The sequence below is a fragment of the Mucilaginibacter kameinonensis genome (assembly GCF_003675385.1).
Classification (GTDB): Bacteria; Bacteroidota; Bacteroidia; order Sphingobacteriales; family Sphingobacteriaceae; genus Mucilaginibacter; species Mucilaginibacter kameinonensis.
Map to the genome: position 1 here is coordinate 150,667 of NZ_RCWZ01000003.1, position 24,106 is coordinate 174,772.

General features: G+C 43.5%; 18 protein-coding genes. 2 read left to right on the forward strand and 16 right to left on the reverse strand.

From position 1 onward, the window contains the following. Nucleotides 1-65: 65 nt before the first annotated feature. The 14 genes from EAH55_RS13715 to EAH55_RS13780 all read right to left on the reverse strand — a co-directional run bounded on the left by EAH55_RS13715 (nt 66) and on the right by EAH55_RS13780 (nt 20,037). Nucleotides 66-3,158 (reverse strand): SusC/RagA family TonB-linked outer membrane protein, encoded by a 3,093-nt coding sequence (locus EAH55_RS13715; RefSeq protein WP_121810164.1) that lies wholly within the window; start codon nt 3,156-3,158, stop codon nt 66-68. Nucleotides 3,159-3,198: 40 nt separating this feature from the next. After that, complete coding sequence (locus EAH55_RS13720; protein WP_121810165.1) at nt 3,199-4,905, reverse strand: RagB/SusD family nutrient uptake outer membrane protein; 1,707 nt, start codon at nt 4,903-4,905, stop codon at nt 3,199-3,201. Nucleotides 4,906-4,933: 28 nt separating this feature from the next. Beyond that, the gene (locus EAH55_RS13725; RefSeq protein ID WP_121810900.1) at nt 4,934-8,032 is read right to left on the reverse strand and encodes a SusC/RagA family TonB-linked outer membrane protein; all 3,099 of its coding nucleotides are present in this window, start codon (nt 8,030-8,032) and stop codon (nt 4,934-4,936) included. Nucleotides 8,033-8,127: 95 nt separating this feature from the next. After that, a complete protein-coding gene (locus EAH55_RS13730) occupies nt 8,128-9,135 on the reverse strand; it encodes a DUF4961 domain-containing protein (RefSeq protein WP_121810166.1) in 1,008 nt (335 codons plus the stop codon). Nucleotides 9,136-9,160: 25 nt separating this feature from the next. Continuing rightward, complete coding sequence (locus EAH55_RS13735; RefSeq protein WP_121810167.1) at nt 9,161-9,604, reverse strand: DUF5004 domain-containing protein; 444 nt, start codon at nt 9,602-9,604, stop codon at nt 9,161-9,163. Between the two features lie 27 nt (nt 9,605-9,631). Beyond that, nucleotides 9,632-11,383, reverse strand: coding sequence for a RagB/SusD family nutrient uptake outer membrane protein (locus tag EAH55_RS13740; RefSeq protein ID WP_121810168.1), 1,752 nt, complete (start codon nt 11,381-11,383; stop codon nt 9,632-9,634). A 284-nt stretch (nt 11,384-11,667) separates the two neighbouring features. Further along, nucleotides 11,668-12,498, reverse strand: a complete 831-nt coding sequence (locus EAH55_RS13745; protein ID WP_121810169.1) for an alpha/beta hydrolase — start codon at nt 12,496-12,498, stop codon at nt 11,668-11,670. A 15-nt stretch (nt 12,499-12,513) separates the two neighbouring features. Then, nucleotides 12,514-13,899 carry an SGNH/GDSL hydrolase family protein gene (locus EAH55_RS13750; protein WP_121810170.1) on the reverse strand — a complete coding sequence of 462 codons (1,386 nt, stop codon included), beginning with the start codon at nt 13,897-13,899 and terminating at the stop codon, nt 12,514-12,516. Between the two features lie 42 nt (nt 13,900-13,941). Then, nucleotides 13,942-15,636, reverse strand: coding sequence for an RICIN domain-containing protein (locus EAH55_RS13755; protein ID WP_121810171.1), 1,695 nt, complete (start codon nt 15,634-15,636; stop codon nt 13,942-13,944). Between the two features lie 126 nt (nt 15,637-15,762). Beyond that, entirely contained in the window at nt 15,763-18,102 is a 2,340-nt protein-coding gene (locus EAH55_RS13760) for a GH92 family glycosyl hydrolase (RefSeq protein ID WP_121810172.1), read from the reverse strand. A 261-nt stretch (nt 18,103-18,363) separates the two neighbouring features. Continuing rightward, nucleotides 18,364-18,777 (reverse strand): SRPBCC family protein, encoded by a 414-nt coding sequence (locus EAH55_RS13765; protein ID WP_121810173.1) that lies wholly within the window; start codon nt 18,775-18,777, stop codon nt 18,364-18,366. A gap of 4 nt (nt 18,778-18,781) precedes the next feature. Continuing rightward, nucleotides 18,782-19,285, reverse strand: coding sequence for an SRPBCC family protein (locus EAH55_RS13770; RefSeq protein ID WP_114938119.1), 504 nt, complete (start codon nt 19,283-19,285; stop codon nt 18,782-18,784). Further along, the gene (locus EAH55_RS13775) at nt 19,282-19,602 is read right to left on the reverse strand and encodes an ArsR/SmtB family transcription factor (RefSeq protein ID WP_121810174.1); all 321 of its coding nucleotides are present in this window, start codon (nt 19,600-19,602) and stop codon (nt 19,282-19,284) included. Before EAH55_RS13775 ends, EAH55_RS13770 begins: the two co-directional genes overlap by 4 nt. Nucleotides 19,603-19,656: 54 nt before the next feature. After that, nucleotides 19,657-20,037: a DoxX family membrane protein gene (locus EAH55_RS13780; RefSeq protein WP_112570412.1), complete on the reverse strand. Its 381-nt coding sequence runs from the start codon at nt 20,035-20,037 to the stop codon at nt 19,657-19,659. 203 nt (nt 20,038-20,240) lie between these two features. Here EAH55_RS13780 and EAH55_RS13785 point away from each other — a divergent pair, with 203 nt between their 5' ends. Continuing rightward, nucleotides 20,241-21,044, forward strand: a complete 804-nt coding sequence (locus tag EAH55_RS13785) for a TPR end-of-group domain-containing protein (protein WP_121810175.1) — start codon at nt 20,241-20,243, stop codon at nt 21,042-21,044. A gap of 48 nt (nt 21,045-21,092) precedes the next feature. Here EAH55_RS13785 and EAH55_RS13790 read toward each other — a convergent pair whose 3' ends face one another. Both EAH55_RS13790 and EAH55_RS13795 read right to left on the reverse strand, forming a co-directional pair. Beyond that, nucleotides 21,093-22,292, reverse strand: a complete 1,200-nt coding sequence (locus EAH55_RS13790) for a Gfo/Idh/MocA family protein (RefSeq protein WP_121810176.1) — start codon at nt 22,290-22,292, stop codon at nt 21,093-21,095. 12 nt (nt 22,293-22,304) lie between these two features. Continuing rightward, on the reverse strand, nt 22,305-23,309 hold the full coding sequence (locus EAH55_RS13795; protein ID WP_121810177.1) for an FAD:protein FMN transferase: 1,005 nt from the start codon (nt 23,307-23,309) through the stop codon (nt 22,305-22,307). Between the two features lie 68 nt (nt 23,310-23,377). On the opposite strand from EAH55_RS13795, the gene EAH55_RS13800 reads away from it, so the two are divergent. Continuing rightward, the gene (locus tag EAH55_RS13800) at nt 23,378-23,944 is read left to right on the forward strand and encodes an NUDIX hydrolase (RefSeq protein WP_121810178.1); all 567 of its coding nucleotides are present in this window, start codon (nt 23,378-23,380) and stop codon (nt 23,942-23,944) included. The last annotated feature ends 162 nt before the right edge of the window (nt 23,945-24,106 follow it).

Here is a 24,106-nt window from a genome sequence, read left to right on the forward strand (position 1 = left end):
CTGCCAAAACAAAAAGAGAACCGATGCCCGGGCACCGGCCTCTTTTGTGGTTTATGTATTGGTTATTAAAAGCCTGCCTGGATACCCAGGTTAATTACACGCTGGTTAATGTACGCGTCGCCTGCGGTATTGGTAGCAATCTCCGGGTCTTGCTGGTATTTCTTGTAGTTATCAAACGTGAGCAAATTGTACGCGCTCATGTAGATACGGGCGTTATTGATCTTGAACGGCAACAGTTTAGTTGGCAGCTGGTAACCGATATCAACCGTTTTTAAACGAACATAGTGCGCGTTCAACAGCCAGTAATCAGAGAAATAAGCTGTAGGACTATTTACCGAAGTTGGATTAGTAGTTAACCTCGGGAAAGCCGCGTTAACCGGATTTTCGGGCGTCCATCGTTCCTGGTGTATGGGTTGAAACTGGCTCTGGAATGGCTCGATACCCGTACCGATAACAGCAAAACTGTAGTTGAATGATCCCTGCAAAAGCACGCTCATGCTGAAACCTTTGTAAACAGCCTGTAATGATAGGCCAAGAATGGTATTTGGTAAGTTGGGGTTTCCGATAGGCCTTTTATCAAATACGTTGATGACACCGTCGCCATTTAAGTCCTGGTATTTCAGATCGCCCGGCTGCAGCGGGATTCCGTTATCAGGTACCGGAACCGATTTACTCCCCGAATTAATCGCGGCAATATCAGCAGCAGTATAATATCCCGTAAAATGGTAACCATATTGCTGACCGATGGAATGCCCTGTTTGCGCCAGCCATGGGTAAGCCGGTGTAGCCTCATCCTCATACAGTATCTTGTTTTTGGCATACGAAAACACGAAACCCACATTGTATTGTACTTTACCAAGAGTGCTATGATAACTGATCTGCCCATCAAGGCCCTGGTTACGGGTTCTACCGATATTTACTGCAGGCAAACCGACGCCCAATATTTCAGGTACGCTACCCGGGGTAATCAGCTGATTGTAACGAATATCATGGAAATAATCGGCGGTGATGGAGATTTTATCATTAAACAAGTTAGCATCTAATCCGATATCGATCTTTTTGGCGCGTTCCCAAACCACGGTCGGGTTGCCTAATGAACCTTCAGATATGGTATTGTAGCCCTGCGCAGTTTCGCCAAAGTTGTAACCTCCCCCCTGGTTATATACCTGGTTGTATACATAACGGTTACCCGGTGCGGCATCCGAACCGACCAAACCGTAGCTTCCCCTCAGTTTTAGCAGACTGAAAACCGGCATAGCTTTTTCAAAAAACGACTCTTTTGCAATGTTGTAACCAAAGCTCACAGCCGGAAAAATACCAAAGCGGTGATTTGCGGCAAAGCGATCTGTACCGTTGTAGGCTACGTTAAAATCAAACAGGAATTTCTGCTTAAAATCATATCCAACTTTGCCCGATACACCACGGAATTTTTGCGGAACACCAACCTGGGCTCCATCCAGCAGCGGATAGGTAAAATAAGTTTGTGAGGTTTGATTAAACAATAGCAATCCCGAAAAATGGTGCGAACCGCGGAATGTCCTATCGTAATTGGCGTAAAGCTGGAGGTTATAATTATTAGTACTGATATCTGTACTACCTGTTAAGGCGTAAGTTTGATATACATAGGTAGCACCCGGCCTTAAAGAATATTGGTTAGTTGTAGGGTCGTAATGATAGGCAGGGATCCCGCCGTTAAATATCTGCTTGGTAAACTGCTCTATACTGGAATATGCTACACGGCCTGTTACCGAAAGACCATTAGTTAGATCATCTAACCTTTGCGTAGCACCAAAAAGCACGTTAAAATCGGTACGGCGCGAATGCTGATAACCTCCCGTAGCCAGCCTTGCGTTAAGCGTTGGCAGGTGGTCGGGATTAAAAGATGAGTACGCATATGAGTAACTGCCGTTAGGGTTAAGGTATGGCGCGGTAAAAGGAGTTTCTTTGGTAAAATTGTACACTTCACTAACTGCATTCTCGTTGTAAGGCTGGTTCAGGTCAGAAAATCGGGTGGTAATATCCAATCGCAGATCAAGCGTTTTATTGGCTTTCAAATCGAGGTTTGAGCGGAAATTATAACGTTTGAAATAATAGTTAGTATTTACCAAACTTTGCGGGTCGGCAAAGTCGCGCACCAAACCGTTCTGATTTAACGCCCCTCCGGAGATAAAGTATTTCACTCCGGTAGTACCGCCCGAAATGTCGAGGTTAGCATTGGTTTGATAGGTGTATTTTTTGAAGATCTTATTATACCAATCCACATTAGGATGTCCATAAGGATCAGATCCGTTTTTAAACAGGTCGAGATCTTGCTGGGTAAAGCTAAGCGGGATGCCGTCATTATGCTGTGCCTCGTTGATGAGTACGGCTGTATTATATGAATCTAAAAACTGAGGTGTTTTGGTTGGCTGCTGAATTCCGCTTTCAACACGCAGGTTCACTTTGGGTGTACCGGCCTTTCCACGACGTGTGGTGACCACCAATACCCCATTAGCACCTTTAATACCGTAAATAGCAGTAGTTGAGGCATCTTTCAAAATGGAGATACTTTCTATTTCATTTACGTTGATCTGTTGCAGCTGGTCATAACTGTATTCAATATCATCCACAATAATCAATGGCTGGTTACCTGATGGGTTCAACGAACTTACACCACGGATATAGAAATCTGACGCATCCTTACCTGGTTGGCCCGAAGACTGTTGCGAGAAGAAACCCGGCAATTTACCGGTTAAAGCATTTTGTACGTTGGCCGTTGGAACCGTACGGATTTCACTGGCGGAAATTGAACTTACAGCGCCCGTATTGGTGATACGTTTTCTTGTTCCGTAAGCCACAACCGCAACCTCATCTAAACCGTTGGTGTTGGTTTGCAAGATGATATCCATCCTGCCCGATTCCGAAACCCTAAGTTCTCGCGGGATATAACCGATAAAACGGACTATGATGGTGTTTGATTTTCCTTTAAGAACAAGCCTGAATTTACCGCTCTGATCTGTAATGGCGCCGTTGTTGGCAACACCCTTTTCAATAACCGATACCCCTGGTAATACCCCGGTAATATCGCGCACGGTACCTGTTACGGTTCGGCTTTGCGCAAATGACACTGCCGGGAGCAGGATCATTAATATCTGGAAGAAAAGTATTATTTTTCTCATAAAGCTTAATTTTTTTGGTTTAACTGAATCGGTTTTGAGATTACCATCCTGGATTTTGTTTCATATTAGGGTTCTTCAAAACCTCATCATAAGGTATCGGGTACAGATACATCTTTGGCGTTTCAAATTTGGTGGTGAGCGCGTTTACTACGTTGTAAGTAAGGCTTGAACCTATCTTCACAATGCTCATCCCTTTTTGCGGCTGGTTCATTACCGTACCGGCAATTTTCCAGCGGCGGATATCAAAGTAGCGATTCTCTTCAAAAGCCATTTCCAAACGGCGCTCATTTTGAATGATGGCGCGCATTTCATCTTTGGTCATGCCCGGTTTAAGCCCATAATTGCCGGTCCCTGCATCAATACCTGCACGCTTCCTGATGCTGATCACAGCGTTATAAACATCGGCAGTAGCCCCCGCCGATTCGTTAAGTGCTTCGGCGTAACCTAAAACCACATCGGCATAACGTAAGATCTGCCAGTCGATCACGTGCGCTGCATAGGCATTTGTATTTTCAAAATTGCCCATGAACTTGCGCATGTAATAGCCTGTTTTGGTTTGCTGTAATGAGCCATTAGGCTTGCTGATACCACCCTCAAACAATTGCAGATCGGAGTTCAGCCACCTTGTACCGTTGTAAAGCACCGTGTAGGTTAAGCGGGGATCGCGACTTACATATGGGTTGTCTGGATTATAGCCAGATGCAGGATCTGTGATAGGCAAGCCATTTTTCATTGGAAAAGCATCAACCAATTGCTGCGTTGGGCTTGTTTGCCCCTTGCCTACTGCACCCGTAAAGCCTATCGGTCCGTTGGTGGTTTCTATTGATGATGAATTATCCGTTTGGCGGATAAATATATTTTCCGAACTGTTCTGAGTCAGGAACACATCTTTAAAGCTGGGCAGCAATGAATAAACATTCAAATCCATTACAGCTTTTTCGGCAGCGGCGGCCTGTGCCCATCTATCTGCACTAAAATCTGTGTAACCTGTTACCGGATTGGAAGCATCAATATTTTGCCCGTTAAACAGCGGACTTGCAGCATATAGTAACACCTTTGCTTTTAAAGCCATAGCCGCACCTTTTGTTGGGCGATGGTAATCGGCATTGGGGTTGCTCAGCGGGGCGGCCATCAGTGTATCCTTAATGGCATCGCATTCGCTTACAATGTATTTGATACAATCGGCAAAAGAATTGCGGGGCAGGGATACATCATCGGTTATAGTAAATACCTTATTACCCAATAATGGTACGCCACCGTAACGTTTAACCAACTCAAAGTAATACAGCGCCCTTAAAAAACGGGCTTCGTCTTTCCATACATATTTCATGGAGTAGCCATTGTATTTAGCCATTACCGGCACCACATCTATATTGTTCACAAACTCATTTGCCTTGCGGATACCGGCATAGTAGTAGGCCCAAAGATTTTCATCTGTAGGAACAGTGTAAGAGTTGTAAGTCGCCGTTGACAGTACTGTAACTTCATTTGATGCACCCGCAGCCGATGATATGGCATCATCACTCGCGGCATCAAGGTAATCGCCTCCTATCCTGCTATGGCCATTTTGTAATGACGCGTAAATCCCGTACAGGAACATTTGAGCATTGGTTCCCAGCGAATCTTTTTTATCAAATACGTAGTTAATGGTCACTTTATCAACCGGGAATTGCTCATATTTTTTACACCCGGCCATTACGGTGATGATGCCGGCGGCCGCTAAAATTATTTTGTTGAAATTCTTCATGATCGTCATATTTTAATGATGGCCAAAATCAAAGCTTAATGTTAACACCGGCATTTATCACCCTTTGAATCGGGTAAGCTGTGCCATATACCTCCGGATCAAAATCTTTGTAGCCATACAGTGTATACAGGTTTTCGCCGTTTACAAATACCCGAAGACCTGATAATCTGAGCTTGCGTGCCCATTCATAAGGCAGGTTATAGCCCACCTCTGCATTTTTTAGCCTCACATAATTTCCTTTGCGTAAGTACAGGGTTGAGTTGGCTGTGTTGTTGGCGTTGCCCAGCGATAACCTTGGTGCGGTAGCTGTAGCAGCGGTTTCAGGCGTCCATCTGCCTAAAATGGTTTCGTAGGCCTGTCCGCTATAGGTAAGCCCCAGGAAACCAACACCGGCAAAGCCATTCACCTGCGAATTATTGAACATCAACTCGCGGTTGGCTACACCCTGTAACAGGAAGCTCAAACTAAAGCCTTTGTAGTTAAAGCCACTTGATAACCCATAATAAACCAGCGGGCGGTTACCACCAATGGCCGAAACATCAAACTGATTAATGATATGATCGCCGTTAAGGTCTTTATATTTTACATCGCCCGCTTGTGCTGTGTAGCCGGTAGTTGTAGCACTGGTGGCTGCATCCTGGGCATCTTTAAAATAGCCGATTGCGGTATAACCATAAATTGCGGTAGTTGAACGTCCGGTATGTTTCAGCCAGGGATATGGATATGGTTCCTCATCGCTAAAAATAATTTTTGACGACTGGATCGACGCGTTGCCCGAAATAAAGTAATTGAAGTTTTGGATATGGTTCTGATAAGTTAACGTGAGCTCCGCACCTTTATAAAGATTGATGCCCAGGTTTTCATAAGGGTAAGCTGTACCTAACAAGGCTATACTATTTCCTCTAACTTGCAGTAAATCATAATACCTGTCGCGGTAAACATCAGCAGTGATATTGAAGTGATCATTAAACAAAGAGATATCTGTGCCTACATCCAGCTTGCGGGCTTTTTCCCAACGGATGTAGGGGTTAGCAAGCGTATTTTCATAAAACCCCTGTACCGGGCTTTTTGAGGTACCCGTGCTGTATGAATAGCCGTTAGTAGCGCCGTAGGTTTGTAAAAAATTATAATAACCGTAATTGTCTACATTGTTATTACCGGTTTTACCATAGGTGGCGCGCCATTTCCATGAGTTTATCCAGCTAAAGTTATCTTTGATGAAGGATTCTTTGCCCATTTGCCAGCCAATACCACCCGCATAAAACAAACCATATTGATTTCCTGGCGGATAACGGTTGTATCCGCTGCTGTTGGCTGCCGCCTCAATAAAGTACTTGCCATCGTAATTGTAACCTGCTTTTAAAGCGCGGTTTGTGGTTACCTGCGAAAGGTCATAGTTCAATACTACCGAACGAACATCATACAAGGCCATACCGGTAACGTTGCTTCTACCGAAAGTTCTGTCGTAATTAACCGACGCCTGCGCAAATGAGTAGCGGGCGCTTGATACAGTACTATATGAATTGCTCTGCGCGATTGATGAACCTACTGCCGAGTAAGAACTATCCGCATTAAACGAATAAGCATTGTTTTGCAGCGAGCGGTTTAAGAAGCTTTGCGACGAAAAAGCAAGGTTACCCTTTGCTTTAGCGGATAAACCCGGCGTGATGCTATTCAGATTATAATTCAGATCGAGGTTGGCAAGTACATCATTACTGTTGGTACGCTGATAGCCTGAAAACTCGGTTTGCGAAAGCAGGTTATTAGTGTAAGTAGTTGTACCTGCAAATGAGCCATTAGGATTACGTAAGGCATAAGCATTATTGGGCAAACTATAAAGTGTGCTCAGTATATTGCCGTATCCTGCGCCTGGCTGCGTGCTTTGCTGAACACGACCAAACAGTTGCAGATCGACAGTAAACTTTTTTGTTACGTTAACCGCCAGATCAGAATTGATGATATATCTGTTAAGATCATTATTGGTATTATAGGCAACAGACGGATCCTGGCGGAACATCCCGGCTTGATCCAAATAGTTTAATGAGACACTATACCGCGCTACCTGTGTACCTCCGTTAACGTTGAGTTTATAGCTGGTCATGGGTGAGTTATCGCGCAATATGGTGTTGAACCAGTTGACATCCGGATGCCTGATAGGATCTGTATGGTTACGGTAAGCGTCAAAATCGGCAGCACTATAAAGAGCGGGCTTACCATCATTCTGTAAGGCTTCGTTATATAAATAAGCGTACTGATATGCCGGCAGTGGATTTGGCAACCCTAAAGGTTGCTGAATACCGGTTTGCGCCGTAAATGAAATATGGGGCGCACCTACCTGCCCGCGTTTAGTGGTAATCAGTAATGTTCCTCGGGAGCTATTGATACCCAACATGATATTTGAAAGCGCGTCTTTCAAAACCGAAACCGATTCGATACTTTCAGGATCAAGCGAGGCTATCTCCCGCTGAACGCCATCAATGATAGTTATCGGCGCTTGTCCCCTTAAAAAAAGACCAAACTCGCTATTGTCATTAGCCGAATAATTGTTGTGCTGCACCACAGCTCCAATAAAATCGTTTACAGTCTGTACACCTGTTTGAGGAGCGGCAAACCCGCTGTATTGCTGGGTATACAAGCCTGGCAATTGTCCGGGTAATGCGTAAGTGTATAAAGTAGAAGGCGTTGTAGTAAGTTGATTGGTATAAATAGTTGATACGGCACCTACACTTTTTGCTGTACTAACGGTATCGTAAAGTACACTGGTAGTTTTGGGCTTTTGGATATAAGTATCTAAAAGTCTTACCCTGATACCGGCAGTGTTTTTCACAGCAATCTGGCGGGCATTATAATTCGCGGCGGTAAATGACAATATATCGCCTTTAATAGCATTAATAGCGAATGTACCGTCCTTACCGGTAGTTTGGGTAATGTTTTTCCCTTTGTTGGTTACCTTAACACCCTGTAACGGGTTGCCGTACTCATCAAGTACGATACCACTGGCCTGACCGGGGCGTGCAGGCGCCACGGCGGTAGTATCCTGCTGCGCAACCGCGTAACCGGCCGTGGCCAGCAGCAATAACAACAGTGTAATACCTGTTAAGCATCTCTTTATGTAGCAATAAGCCATATTTTTCAGGTTTAAAATTGTTGGCAATAGGTTTAAATATCGTTTTAGCAAATACACATTGGTTCAATGCATTTGCTGTTTTGTTTATCTATCGGTTAACCGCACTTAAATGTGTAGGTGAACGGGGCATCTGTATTACCATAGCCAACTTTAGTTTTACCCGTTTTATCGGTCAGGAAGTACTCCATTCTGGTAATGGTTTGCGTATCCCCTACGTTAAAGAATGATCGTGGCCAAAATGTAAGCTGATATTTTTTACTCGTGGCTGTAGTTTGCTTGAGCATGGTTTTAGTTGTTTGCTCACAAACATTAATGGTTTTACCATCAGCGGTATAAGCAGTCGCGCACAGGTAAACTTCACTTTCGCCTTTTAAATGCGTATCTGTAACTGTCCCGTCAAAAGTCAGCGTCACAAAATCGTTATCCAATGATTTTGGTGGATCGATAGTGGTCAATTGCGGATTACAAAAGTCAACGAGGTCGCCGCTTCCACCAGTTACTTCAAAACAGTTGGCGCCAGTTAGTACGCTGTAATAAGTACCGTTGCCATCGCTTGTAAAACCATTACCACTATCCGTTATGGTATAGCCCAGTTTTACCATCATGTTATTGTTATCGGCACCTACTTTTGTTTTGATGTTCAGATCTACAATGAACTCTACCCCACCGGTATGGCTGTATGCCTTATCTGTTTGATAAGCTACCCATTCCACATCATCGATAAGGTTGCCACCATTGCTAAACATTTTTTTCATATAGGCAGGCCAGGTTAGCCCGCCGCCGTTTTTAGGTAAGGTACTATTGGGTATCAGGGACATCGTTCCGTTGCCCTGCTTACTGGTATAAGTTATGGTGGTGTTCTGCGCAGCTTTCCACCCTTTAGGTACCAGGAATCCGAAGATCAGGTAGTCAGGCCCCCCGTCACCGGCTGTGGGAATATCACAATGCACTGTTATGGGCACTATTGAGCCCACGGTAGCTGTGGCTGGCTGATCAACACTGGTGATCTGTTCACCGCAGCAGGCTAAAGCAATACACAGTACTACCAAAGCGCACAGCTTCCATAAATTTTTACCTTTTATATGTAGTAAATATGATCTCATAATTTATCTGTTGCTTTGGGTTTAATTAATTGGCTTTTTCAAGCACGTATACATAGGTGTTGTTGGTGCAACCCGGACTGAAGGTTATACTGAGTTGCCTTTTGCCGTTAACTATAGGATAGGTAAAAGCGGTTGAAATCGGCTTGTCGCCCGTAGCAGTAAAGGTGATCTTAAATGGATACTGCGGATCATCCAGCGCGAAAGCCCCATCCTTGCTCACCAGGAAGGGCAGCTTGTTTACCAGTGTGTAACCTTTATCGGTGAAATTGATGCGAAACTGGCCAAAATCAATAATTGAGGTTAAATCGGTGCCGTTACGGGTAGCTTTGATCACCCGCCAGTTACCAGCGATATCTTTTGGTGCCTCGCTGCCGGGCACTATTTTTTCGGTTTTACATGATGATACTGCCAGCATAATGACGGCCACAAGCACCAGGTAAATCCGTTTTGCTTTGTAATTATATTTCATATCAATATTATTTATGCTGTCGGGTAATTAATATCCTGGGTTCTGGATCAATTCGGGCGATTTAGCTACTTCGCTCTGCGGGAAAGGCCACAGGTACATTGCTTTGCGAAAATTGCGTTTGCGCACATCAAACTGTTTATATGAAACAGAAGCGCCATCACGGTCAACTTCCATTCCTTTAGTTAAGATGTTATCTGTTTGATCAGCAATCTTCCAGCGGCGCACATCCCAGAAACGGTGCTCTTCAAAAGCCAATTCAATACGGCGTTCATTTTGAATTACCGCACGCATTTCAACCTGGCTTAGGCCTGTCGGCAGTTGATACGGATTTAAACCGGCCCTTTGACGAATGGCTTCAACCGCTGAATAAACGGATCCTGTAGGCCCTTCATATTCATTTGCTGCTTCGGCGTAATTCAGCAATATCTCCGCATAGCGGATCAGCGGCAGGCAGCGACCGGTACGGTGTTCAAAATCATTTGCAACTGCCGCCGGATCAAGCATCTTATTGGTATAATAACCGGTTGTGGTACCAACATGCACAGCATCGGGCCCGGTTGTATTTCCGTTATATTTACCTACAAAGATGTTGATAGGTGATGTGCCCGAAGCCAGCCTGATTTGTAAAGGCGTTTGGTCATGAATAATACTGTAATCTAAGCGGGGATCGCGATTGGCATACGGATCATTGGGATTGTAGCCCGATGCTGGATCGGTAATCAGTTTACCATTGCTCATTGGGAAAGCATCCACTAAGCCTTGTAATGGAAATGCACCGTTTTTACCTGTACGGCTTGGTGGCTGCCACAATGTTTCCAGATCGACATTGTCGGTCGGGCGCATTAGCTGAAAAATATACTCGGTATTTACACGCTTGGTAAACAACTTCTGGAAGCCAAAACCGGGAGCGGTCGCGTTATCTATATTCAAGCTATAAGCTCCGGTGGATATAACTGCTTCGGCTGCCTGTTCTGCCAGGTGCCAGCGTTCCGGGTCGCTATCCGGATACCCTGCCAAACCAACTGACTTACCTTCGCCTATAGACTGGCCATTAAACAGCGGGCTCGCGGCATATAATAACACACGTGATTTTAAGGCAAGGCAAGCACCTTTTGAAGCACGACCGTAACTTACCCCCGATTGTACAGTCGGCAAATTTTGAGCCGCTGTGTCACATTCGGCTAAAATATACTTTACGCAATCCGCGTAAGTGTTGCGGGCCGCCGGGATCTTATCTGTGTAGGTATAAATACTATCGCCCAATAAATGTACGCCGCCATAGTGTTTTACCAGTATGGAATAATACCAGGCACGTAAAAACCGGGCTTCGGCCTTCATTTGGGTTTTAACAAAATTGTTGATAGGCGCTTTGGGCAGATTTTTGAGTAACTGGTTTACCGACCGGATATTGGTATAGCAGGTTTTATACGCATCATCGGTAACTACAGCGGCATTAATGGTACCGGTTTCAAACGCTAAAGCTGTTGAACCGGCTGATGCCGATACTTCAGCCTCGTCAGAAGCAGCATCGATACCGCCATTGGGTGTAGGCGAAAGTATCGGCCCGTACGTAAACCTGCCTGCCGCGGCACTGAAACCTACATTACTATAGATATTGGCTAAAAATGATACGGTATTGGCACTATCGGTGAATACCGTGCCTTCGGTTAAGTTTGATGTTTGAGTTTGCCCCAGGAAACCATCCTTTTTACATGAGGTAAAAAACATAAAGCCCCCCAAAACCGAATAAGCAAGAACCTTGAAGTAAAGTTTTTTCATACTATAGGGTTAGTTAACATCAAGCAACGACGAGGGAAATATAAAATCGTTTTAGCAATCTCATATTATTAACCCCGGGAGCTAAAGTTTAAAAACTGTTTGTTAATTGGTTTATAATTCAGATGTTGAAATCTGATACTAATATAGTTCATAAAAACGATTTAGCAAATTTTTTATTCGATTTTATAATATTTTCCAAAATCGTAACTTCTTTGCCTTGATTTTAACAATTACAACATTAGCAATCGGTTGAAAATGTTGTAATTGTAAGGTTATTATCTCCTCTATTTAATACCGTTAAAAAAGCGGCTAAAAAAAAGGGCCTGGTAATTGATAGAATTGCCCCAATATTCCCAGGTGTGTGCTCCCGGCCTTACCGTATAATCATGAGGCACCTTGCGCTCCAGTAGTTTTTTATGCAATTCCTGGTTCGCCTGATAAAGAAAATCGTCATAACCTACGTCAAATGTAATGGCAAGCGAGTTTGGTTTTAACAGGTATATCAGATTAACAACACTGTTTTGCTCCCATCTGTCGGGATGTTCGCTGTATTTGCCAAGCACCCGCTCAATGCCAAAGCTATCCGGAAAAGGCCTGATATCAACCGCGCCGCTCATGCTTCCTGCAGCACCAAATTTATCTAAGTGTTTAAAAGCTAAATACAAAGCGCCATGACCGCCCATACTTAAACCGGTTATGGCCCTTCCCTTCCGGTCGGTTATGGTTGAGTAATGTTTATCAACCCAGTTTACCAGCTCGGTACCCACGTAGGTTTCATATTGCGATTCCTTAACAGCCGGGCTATCAAAATACCATCCGGCAAAATCGCCATCGGCACAAACTATAATAAAATGATAGGTATCGGCCAAACCGGCAACTGCCGGTACTTTTTTGATCCAATCGCTGTAGTTACCGCTAAAACCGTGCAGCAGGTACAATACCGGGAACTTTTTTGTGTTTGAATAATCGGCGGGCTTAATCACTACCGCCTTGATATCCTTGTTCATAACGGCGCTGTGGGTCAGCACCGTATCAACCGTCGCAGCGTTAGCTTTGAAGCTGCAGACCGCAAGGCAGGTAAATAACGGAATAAATAATAGTTTTTTAAAGTTCATCTGTATATAGTGATTTTATTTTGAGGCGATTACAGTAATGCGATGATTTTGCGGTTTGTTTATAGCATAGATCTGGTCGGTAAGTACATCCATTTCCCTTTGCCATGCATCGCGCAGACTTTTGTACCGGGCACGGGTATAGTTATCTTTATTGCCGTTAACAAAAATGTCTTTTTTAGCATACTTGCTTATGGTATCCATAGCCGCGTTAGTATCATGAAATAACAAGCCTTTGCCTTTCAAAAAGTCAAACTGCATCCAAACATACATACGGATACGCCTTTCAATATCCCAGCGCTCCTCGTTTAACTCCCTGATCTGGATAGCCTGCTGATATTGTGGCGTGGTAGTGATCTCGGCCAGGTTAATGCCCGCACCTAACTGCTCTGCCGACCAGTTGCCCATTTTTTCGCCATCAATAAGTACATCGTAATTGGCTGTTTTTAATCCTTTGATTGCAAGCAATTCCTGGTTCATTTCTTTGATAAATGGCACAACCTTAAGGGCATCAGCCTGCTTTTTGCGGTTCCCCCAGCCACGTGGAATAGTATCTATAGGATAAGGCAATGAATTTGCAAGATAATTGAACGATACCGAATCAGCAGCAGATACAACATTGGTTATCTTGCAATTAACAGCTTTGGTAGCTTTTTTGCTCTTAGCATCAACAGCTACATCGGCTACTACCTTATTGCTAAATCCCTGCGCTTTTAAAAACAGGTAAGCCATTACCAGGTGCCCATCGTTATCGGGATGTACCCTATCATTAGGGGTTAAACTAAATGTTGAATCTTTAGCCTGTTCACGCAGGTTGATCTCGGTCATGGGGTGGAAAAAATCAACATAGCCCCAGTTATTCTTTTTAGCAGCATCCCGCTGAAAATCGATCACTTTCGAAAACGCGGCGCTTTTTTTAGGGTAGATGTTCTTGGTAGTGAACTTACTGGTTTCATCATAAGGCGAACCCAAAATAAAGATCTTACGGATATCAGGGCGTTGTTTCAGTTTGTTTTCCAGCAGCGCATAATTATCGTATGAGCCCTGGATTTTTTTATCCATAAACTCCTGCGCATCTGCACGGTACCATTCAAAATAACCGGTATCATTCATACCCCAGGTTAGGGTTATCACATTAGGCTTTTTGCTGAACACATCATCCTCAAAACGATCGTTGATCTGCCCTACTACATCGCCCCCGATGCCCGCATTATAACAGGTAATCCGCATGTTGGGGAACCGGGTCATGTAATACAGCCAGATGTATGAATGGTAGTGGCCCCCATCGGTAATGCTGTTGCCAACAAAGGCCACCCGGTCTCCGGCATGAAACGGCGCTATATTTTGGGCAAATACTGCTCCCCGCGCTGTTATCAGTACTAATAATAAAATCAACTTTTTCATTAACTGTTAATTATAATGTGTTCAGCAAAAAATAAATTCAAACTATAGTCCCACTAAACTATACGGAATCCTAACAGCTTTCACCTGGTAAAAGTTAGGATCCTGGTTATTGTTTACGCAGGTGGTTGTACTGCAGCTGCCACCTTCGCCATTATAATTAAGACAGTAGGTAACAAGCAGCTCATTATGTCCGTTAACAAATTCCGGGTGAATGGCCGGAGTATAATACTTAGCCAAATGCCCCTGGTAAACGTCATTGATGGTAAAAACCATTTTTGGCGCGGTAAAAGGCCCTTTAGGGCTATCGGCTGTTGAAATATAAATATTATGACTCGCCGGATCACAAAAATAACCCAGGTCCATCTGCATCATCACGTATTTGTTATTCACTTTTGATATGATCACATTTTGCTGAGTAGTGTTGCTTGCACCCACAGTTATAGCTGCAGCAGAGGCCGTTGTGCGGGTTGATGACCATGAAGAGCCCGTCCAAAACGACCAGTTAGCCGGATTACTTACAGGAAACCGGGCCAAAAACACGTTTGATGTATTGAAGTAAACACTTTTGCTTCCGTAAACATATACAGAATCATTGCTTGCATTTTTCACCATGCCGTTTGAAAAACCTGTTTCTGTTTGTCCAGACATGCCTGCGGGCGTGATACGGGCCGCTGTGCCCCAGTTTAACCCTGCGGTATTTTGCGTAAGATCATAAAGTACCTGATTTTCAGGTGTAGATCCGTTGGCAGATTCAAACGTGTATAAGTAAACATGGCTGCCAGCCTCAATACCTGCTCCGGGCCAGCGATAAGTTGAATTATGATCGCCGGGGCTTTCGATGATCTCCATATTGCTAACCGGTGAGTTATTAGTGGTGATATTTGGCGTAAGGGATTGGTCCCAGCTGTGGCTGGCCGGCTGCAACAAAGCCGAATTATGATATTTAAAAAATTGGCAGTATAACTGCCCGTTACTTTGAAGCTGTGATGATTCATAAGCATCTTCGGTTATCCAAAGCACTTTTCCGTTATTGGCACCATAAGTAAGCGGAACACTTTTTCCCTCATCAAATGCTACAGTGCCATTGGTACGGTGAAAAAAGTTTACTACGTCATCATCACGGTAGGCTTCGGCAATAAGCCCGTTAAGTTGCCAGGTTTGTGCCGTATTACCGGAAACAAAAGTTTCCTGTGTTATGGGAGTACCATTTGTAGTTGATGAACCATGGTTGGTAACTGCCAGGCCATTACCTACGTTAATAATTTTATATATCCCGGTGCTTACCAATTGAATATACCACTGCTGTGCGTTATTGGTATTAGCTTTATCCTGCCATAATCCTGTACCCGGGTTAGTTGTAGCCAAAGGCACCTCCAGGTACTTGCCACTGGCAACATTCATGATCTTGAACTTAGTGGTGCTGGTTATAGCACCGCTGCCTTGTTGTACAATTATCCATTTTTGATTAGGCGCTGTGGCTGTACCGCTGCCTGAATATTGGTTTTGCTGCGCACCAGTGCCATCATTAAGCATACCACTACCATTAATTTCAATAGCTTTTCCGCTTAAAACATTGGTGATAAAAAAGGTACCATAAGCGCTTACCGGCGATCCGCTGGCCAATTGAACCGAATCCGTACGCACAAAAGGTTTGGGGTACTTAACAGCAGCCTGTTTGCTGCATGATGCCAGCAAGGCCATAGCTGCAAGAGCTGAGGTAAAAAGGTTTGTTTTCATAATTTTGGTTTGGTTTATAATTTGGTTTGATGTTTGGTTAGCGTTGTAAAATCAATTATTTATAAAATCGATTTAGCAATTAAACATAAAAATCACCCGCACCTTTACCTTTCTTTTTTTAAACTATTAAATCCCCCAGTTTTTATTTGGCGTTGCCCCCATGCTTAACTCGAGTGTGCCTCCGGCAGCAATATCCTTATAGTCGATATAGCACTTGTTATAGGTTTTACCGTTAAGCTTTGCCCCTTGTATGTAAATGTTTTTCGCCGAATTATTGTTGGCGATAATGGTGAACGTTTTTCCCTTAGCGTATTTAGGATCGAGCCTCAAGGTTACTTTATTAAATACCGGACTGGTGATCTCCTGCCTGGTATCGCCCGGACAAACAGGATGCAAGCCACTGGCTGCCAATACATACCATGCCGACATCTGCCCAACATCTTCATTACCTACCAGGCCTTCTACAGAGTTTTTATATGCCCGGCTACAGATCTCGCGAGTCCATTTCTGGGTAAGCCACGGAGCGCCCAACCTGTTATATAAAAATGGAACATGGTGCACAGGCTCGTTGGAGTGGTTGTAGTAATCGTTCCACATCATGTTATCGGGCGTTTTTTCAAAAAGATTGTCCAAATCGGCTATCACTTTATCGCGGCCGCCCATCAACTTTGCCATGCCGTTAACATCCTGGGGTACAAACCAGCCTTGCTGATAAGGATTACTCTCGACGCAGCCATACCACTGTTTAATACGCCCCTCTGCAGGCCATGGCAGCCAGTTACCGGTACTATCTTTCGGGCGGAACCAACCTTTGTCCGCATCAAAGATGTTTTTAAAGGCTTCTGCCCTTTCGCCATATTTCTTTACATCCTGTGTTTTGTTGAGCGCTTTTGCAAGCTGCGCAACACACCAATCGCTATAAGCATACTCAAGCGTATAGCTGATGCCGCCGCCACCCGGAGTAAAGCCTTTATCGCCATTGCCAAATTTTTCAACGGTGCTCACGGCTAATTTATAGGCATCGGGTATGTTATAGTTACGAATACCTTTGGCATACGCATCGGCCATAACGGCTACCGCCGGATTACCGAGCATGCAGCCGCTGTAAGCATTCAACAACTCCCAGCGCTCGAGGTAATCCTTATTTTTTTCGTTAGCAAGGGTAACCAGAGAATTAACCAGATCATTAACCAGTGATGGGTTAATAATGGTTTGCAAAGGCATCTGGCTCCTGAAAACGTCCCAGCCACTAAAAATAGTTCGCTTTTTAAATGTTGCGGTATGATGTACCTTACCGTCGCCGCCCATGTATTGCCCGGTAACATCACTTACAATGCGCGGATCAATCATTGTATGATATAATGCTGTATAAAACACCGTTTTTTGCTCTGGAGTGCCGCCCTGGATGCTTACTTTTGATAAGGCGTTATTCCATAGGTTAACAGTATGTTGGTGTACGGCATCGAAATTCCAGTCCTTTATTTCAGCCTGCAGATTGGCTTTAGCGCCGGCTATGCTTACAAATGAAATACCCGATTTGAGTATCACCTGCTCATTGGCGTTTGTTGCAAACTCGGTATAAAAACCAAGATGCTTGCCTTGTTTTTCTTTTAAACCTTTTAATACTTCTGCTTTAGCAACACGTCCCTGATATTTATCGCTGGTTACATCGTCCAGTTTCCGGCCCCAGTCATCAGGAATATCGGCACTCCAAACGCCGTAATTCTTCAGCGGCTTGCTGAACTGCGTATAGAAATATACGGTGTAATCAGCCTTGCCATCGCCATTACCCCAGCCACCACCATCAGGCGTACATTTCATAAAACCTTCAATAGTATGGTCATCAACTACTTTTACATACTGTAATGTTGATGTTCCCCCTACCCTCCGGGCCAGATCAATTTGGATGCGCGATTGTTTATTTTGAGGGAATGTAAAACGCAGCATACCGCTGTGAGGAGCTGCAGTGGCCTCGGCTTTGATATTGTAGTCTGTCAGCTGAACGCTATAATATCCGGCAGATGCCTTTTCACTTTTTTTATCGTAAGCAGAACGGTACCCCACTCCTGTAGTGCCCGGTTTACCTGCACTTGTTTTGAGTGCGCCGGTAGTCGGCATTACTAAAAAGTTCCCCAGATCGCCATACCAGCCAATGCCGCTCATTTGGGTAAAGGCAAAACCTTCGATACTTGTATGCTCATAACTGTAACCAGAACCATTGTCGCCCCCTGTTATGGTGTTAGGGCTTAACTGTACTAATCCGTAAGGCGTAGCAACACCCGGAAAAGTTTTACCTAAACCATGATAAACACCCGCACCATCGGCACTGGTACTGGCACCAATAAACGGGTTAACATACGAAGCCGCATTCTGGGCCTTCAGTTCTGTAGCTACCCCGAGAGATAAACCCACAGCAAATACAGCGACTAAATATTTTTTTAATACAGGTAGAGTAGTTATGCTCATAATGGTAGTACCGGTTTTATTGTTTAAAATCTGGCAGCCCGAAACTGTGATTTATTATCGAAAAAAACTCTAATCGGCGTAAGTTTTTTATGACAGATAATCATTCAGCGTTTAAAAAATTGACCGGTATTATTAATTGGTTATTACACGACCAAATTATATAATAAAATCGATTTAGCAAATTTTAGTTGATTTTTATTTTTACTAAAACAGCGCCTGCCTTTTCGAGACAGTCGCTGTTCAATATTGCTGTAACCGTTTTTAGTTTTCTTCGGTATACTTTTTAAAGTTGTTGAGTATAGCCTGCCAGCCATTTTTTTGCATTTCAAGCGGATTTTGGTCTTCCGGATCAAATGTTACCTCAACTTCAGTTTGATTGCCGTTTGCTTTAAAAGCTACAGAAGCTTGTCTCCCGTTTGGCATAGTGTAGGTAAACTTTTCGCCGTCAATAACTTCATCATAAGTAGCTTCAAAATCGAAACCGAAACTTCCGTCTTTAGCCTCCATCCTTGCCGAATATTTGCCGCCAACCCGCATATCGTTAGATGCCGATGGGCATTGCCATGAAGGATCGGCAAAGTTCCATTTTGTAATATGCTCCGGATTGGTGTAGTAGTCCCAGGCTTTTTTTACGTCTGCATTTACCGTAGTGGTAACTGTGATTTTATTGCTCATTTTATTATTTTTTTAAGGTTAGTAATAGTTGGTCAAGTTTTTCGAGTGTTGCCATCATGCCCTGTTCCATACCCATCTGGATCACAGTTTCCAGATCAGAAAGCGACTTATAGGTAACAACTGTTTCTACCAAAGCGTTTTCTCCCCTATCGGTAAAATTCACAAGCCACTCGGCCCTGGGCAGATCCTCGTTTATTTCGCCTTCGGCGTTACAGAAAGCATCCAATGCGGTATAGTAATCAATGGGTTTAATTTTTTGATAGCCTGTCCAGCCCCAATATTCTGTTCCGTTTGGATCAACCATTGCATAGTGCCAGTGACCACCCTCACTAAAATCCATCGACTTTGTTTTGGTTGTTAATGGCGCTGGCGCAAACCATTGGTCAAGCAGTTCTTGTTTGGTGTAGCAATCCCAAACCAATTGCCTGTCGGCCAAAAACTCACGTTTAATAGTTAATGTGTTTTTTACTTTGTCGGCAACGAAGTCGAAATACAAATTGCTTTTCATTTTTGTTGTCTTTTTAAGGTTGATAAAAGGTTATCGAGTTGCAGGAAGCGCGTTTCCCAGATTTTCCGGAATTGCTCCAGCCATTTGTCTATTTCTTTCATTTTGTCAATCTCCAATAGATAATAAATCTCCCGACCCTGGTGCTCCTGTTTCACGAGTTCGCATTCGGTTAAAACCTTCAGGTGCTTTGAAATTGCCTGGCGTGTAGTATCAAAATGCTCGGCAATGGCATTAGGCGTCATGGCCTGTAATGCAATCAAGGCAATAATAGCCCTACGGGTAGGGTCGGCAACGGCTTGAAAAATGTCTCTTCTCATTGAAGTGCTAATCACATACCGGTTAAATAAGATTAACCGGTTTATTTGAAAAACTTATTTCCTGATCATTGGCAGGTATTTTTCCCAATTGTCGATGATTACCCAGGCAACAATCGCTATCAATACCAATACAATAGGCAAACCAGACGGAGCCACACTAATATTGGATAATAAAATACCGGTTAAAATAGGTACAAGCACAACCGCGCCAAGCGCCCTTGTTCTTGGGATAATCAATAACAAGCCACCCACAACCTCCGCAGCCCCTACCAGTGGCATGAGCCAGCCTATTTCCATATATGCCTGCATAACTTTCATCATTTTTTCGGGCATATCTTTAGGCATCGGCATGTAGTTCAGGAATTTATTCAGGCCGGCGTTAATAAACATAAGCCCGGTTAACAGGCATAAAACAAATTGGATTTTACTTTTCATGATTGGTTTATTTTAAGTTTATGAAACTGATTGGTTGCAAATATATACGCAACCAATCAGTTTCGCAAATTTATTTTTAAAAAATTTCCGGTTTGAATGCGTCAACGAATGTTTTAGTATACCAGCGAGTTTTATCGGTTTGATTTAAGGTAGTTTCTGTATAGATTTACTCCATATATTTTAAAACACAAGCCTAAACACTTATGGGAATATTAAATTTCTTTAAAAAGACTATCCAAAATGCGCGGGAAAATCAACCCATAAACGAAGAAAACCCTTTACGTAGAGGCCCAAAATCAACTCAAGAACGTAGCTCAATCAGTGATGAAACGTTTAATACCAGGCAATTTCAACAGGAAGTATTAGCTGTTGCTTTATGGAAATACAATGAGAACAAGCAGGATTATTCTTCGGCGTACAAATATCTTATGCAAATGGAAGATTTTCATTTGAGCGAAAAACAGGCAAATAAAGTTATAGAAACACTTAAACGTTGGAATGATCTTAAAAGTAAAAAAGATCGGTTTAATAGTTTAGTTAGCCAAGCCCAAACTTTAATTAATAATGGTTACAGAGAAAAAGCATTTGAATTAGTTTACAATGCTTACGTAGAAGATCCTTTTGATATAGAATTGGTGCAAGTCATCAGTCAACTGGCAGACATTGATAACCCACAGAGCCATGTTTTAAAAATATTTGATTCATTAGTGACCATCAATCCACAAGATGCATATAATATCAAATACAGAAAGGCGCTTTATCTAAAGGCAAAAATGCGTTTTAATGAAGCTCTCGATATTTTTGAGGCACTTAATGTAGAATTACCTTTTGCATGGAACTACTACCAGACAGCAATAATTCAAAACCTGTTGGGAAACACTGAACTCTGTTTAAACAACCTAACTACAACTTTCCAACTTGATCCTGATTTGAAACAAGATGCAAGAAGCTTCCCTGAACTTCAAAACTTGCAGCAAGATCCAAGGTTTCTATCATTGATAGCATAAACCCTTAAAACAAAACGCCCCGATATCTGCAATATCGGAGCGTTTAACTTATCCAATTTTATAACTGCTATCCCAGTTACAAATCTTTTGGCTGTATAAAGCCTGATTACCCAGATGCACGCTAATAGCGGTACGTGCTCCGGTAAATACATTACTGTCCGGCAGTTCTTTACGCTGTATTTTCTGATAAAAATCATTGAATGCGTACCAGGTACCATCTTTAGTGGCTTCGGGCAAAATAGGTGTACCTCCGTCCCTGTTCCATACAATACGTGTCGCGCCTGTTACGCCGTCTACTGTTCCTTTTTCAGTCAGCAACTTTTTCTCGGGGTAAAACATCCCCTGATCGGTTAGTAGGGATACGGTACCAAGCGTACCTTTTATTTTAAACAGGTACCCGTCGTGCGCGTTACCACACATCGCACCGAAATTACCGATCAGGCCCAGATCCGGATAGCGGAGCATCAACTGTACGTTATCATAAGTTTCACGGCCATCTTTGAAAACATCGATGCCGCCGGTTGCAAAAAACTCCTGCGGATGGGTATCAAAAACCCAGTTAATAAAATCAATCTGGTGCGAAAGCAGTTCGGCCATTAACCCGCCCGAATATTCCTTATACATACGCCAGTTAATAGCCCGCTCAAGGGACGGATCAGGCACCGGGCGACGCCAGTTTCCGTTGCGGTCCCAGCGGCAATCAACCTGTGTTACCTTACCCAGGTAGCCTTTATTGATCATCTCCTTAACCCGGTAATATAATGGCGAGTAGCGGTACTGATGCCCAACCTGCAAAACCTGGCCGGTACGCCCATGCATGAGATTAACAAGTTCAACCGCCTGCTCAATATTATAGGTCATTGTTTTTTCGAGGTATAAATGCTTGCCTGAGCGAATAACATCGGCAGCCACCTGGTAGTGCAGGTACAACGGTACAGCAACAATAATGGCCTCTACCTGTTTATCATCAATTAGTTTACGATAGTCTGTATATGTTTTTACGGCGTCTGTTTTTGCCAGCTTTTGTGCTGCCGTCAATCTGAAGTCGAGCACATCGCATAAAGCAGTAATACGGTACTTATCAGGCATACTGTTAAGAATATTCATGATGCCGGTACCGCGGTCGCCACAACCGATCACTGCTATTTTAACAGGATCATTCACGGGCTCCATCGCGCTTAAATTATGATTGAGCAGTATCCCGCCCGTCAGCAAACCTGTATTTTTCAAAAAAGTTCTTCTCTCCATTTATTCAGTTTGTTATTTATATCCTTTAAAATAAGCAGTAACCGTATCCGCTACATGGCCATCGGGCTTCCGGTACACGATATAAGCACCCATATCTTTCCTTTTAGACAGGAAGTTTAGCGTACGTTTCAATCCCATTGCCATAAAGCCGTTATCATACCCGTCCGCAGTAATGGCATCGTTTGCATAAACTGTAACACTAATCATTTCGTTTTGTACCGGGTAGCCCGTTAACGGGTTCATTAGGTGCGATACCTGTTTACCACCCGCTTCGTGATGCTTCCGGTAATTACCAGATGTGGTAATGGCGCCATCCCCCGGCTCAATCACTTTACGCATAGGGGCGGGATCAAGATCATCGCCGCTAATTCCCTCAATACCTACCTTAAAGGGTTCGTTCCCGGTTTTATGGCCTTTAATACGTAATTCGCCGCCAAGCTCAACAAGGTAGTTATGAATGCCATGTTGCTCCAATAAAGAAGCCAGCAAATCAACAGAATAGCCTTGAGCAATCCCGTTAAGATCCAGTTGTACTCCTGGCAGTTTTTTTTGCAAAAAATTTCCTTTTAGGGTGATCTTATCTGCGCCCACATTGGCAAGAAGAGCCTGTATTTCTTTCCGATCAGGGTCGTGGCCGGGTTTAACCACACCAAATCCCCAGGCATCAACCAAAGGTTTTACTGTTGGATCAACCAATCCGCCGGTTGCCCGGTTAATCTGCAATGCACGTGCTACCAACACCCTGAATGTTTCATCTATTGAAATACCTCCCGTAGACTGGTTAAACTTACTGATGAGTGAATTAGGCTGATACAGGGACACCGACTCATCAAAACGCTTTAATAAACTATCTGTTTGACCAGTACTTACCAGGCTGTCAGCCGCGTAATAAACGATGCTATAAGTGGTACCCTGGGCATACCCCTTTAACTCGAAGCGACGGAGTGGCTCCTGCTGTATAAAAGCACAGCATAACAAAATAAAGACGCAGGTGCACGTCAGTATGGTTATTTTCATAGTGAGATAGCCAAATGTAAGCTTTCTGTCGATTTATCTGAACCGGTTTCATAAATTTGACACATCTTATGTCAGACTTTATCAAACCCTGGATAGTGTTGGAGGATACCGACGTATCTCCGAGCCATTGGTTCCCCCTCAGAAAACAAAAGGCCAAACTTCCGAATGATTTAGTAATAGATGATTACTATTTTTCGCCATTAGGCAACGTAGTTCAGGTATTGCCAATTACCCCAAACAACGAAATTGTTTTGGTAAGGCAATATAAGCACGGGCTGGCTGAAATACTTATCGAAGTTCCGGGTGGCATGCAGCAATCCAATAAAACCTTAACGCAATCGGCCGTTGCCGAACTGGAAGAAGAATGTGGTATTAGAGCAAGTGAACAAGAGCTTGTGCCATTAACAACAATGGCCATCAACCCAACAAAATTGCGCCAGGTAACCTACGGCTATATTTTATTTGATGCGAAAATCAATGCCATTCCGAAACCGGATGCGACAGAACAAATAGAGTTGTTTATAGTCCCGGCTTCCGAGGCCTTAAAAATGGTAGATAACGGTGAAATTTGGGTGACCGATTCGATGAATTTGATTTTGATTGCGGCCCGGAAGTATCCGGCTGTCTTTTTGTAGAATCCAATCTTTAAAGTTGCCCGAGATCCGCTTTACTTATGTTTACATCTTTGGTTTCAACTACACCTTAAGCGTTATTTTTTTGATAAAATTTCATATCGTATAAAATTGGTTCGGCAAAATTGCTTTGTATTTTTAAGACCGGGCAATCATTATTGCAAA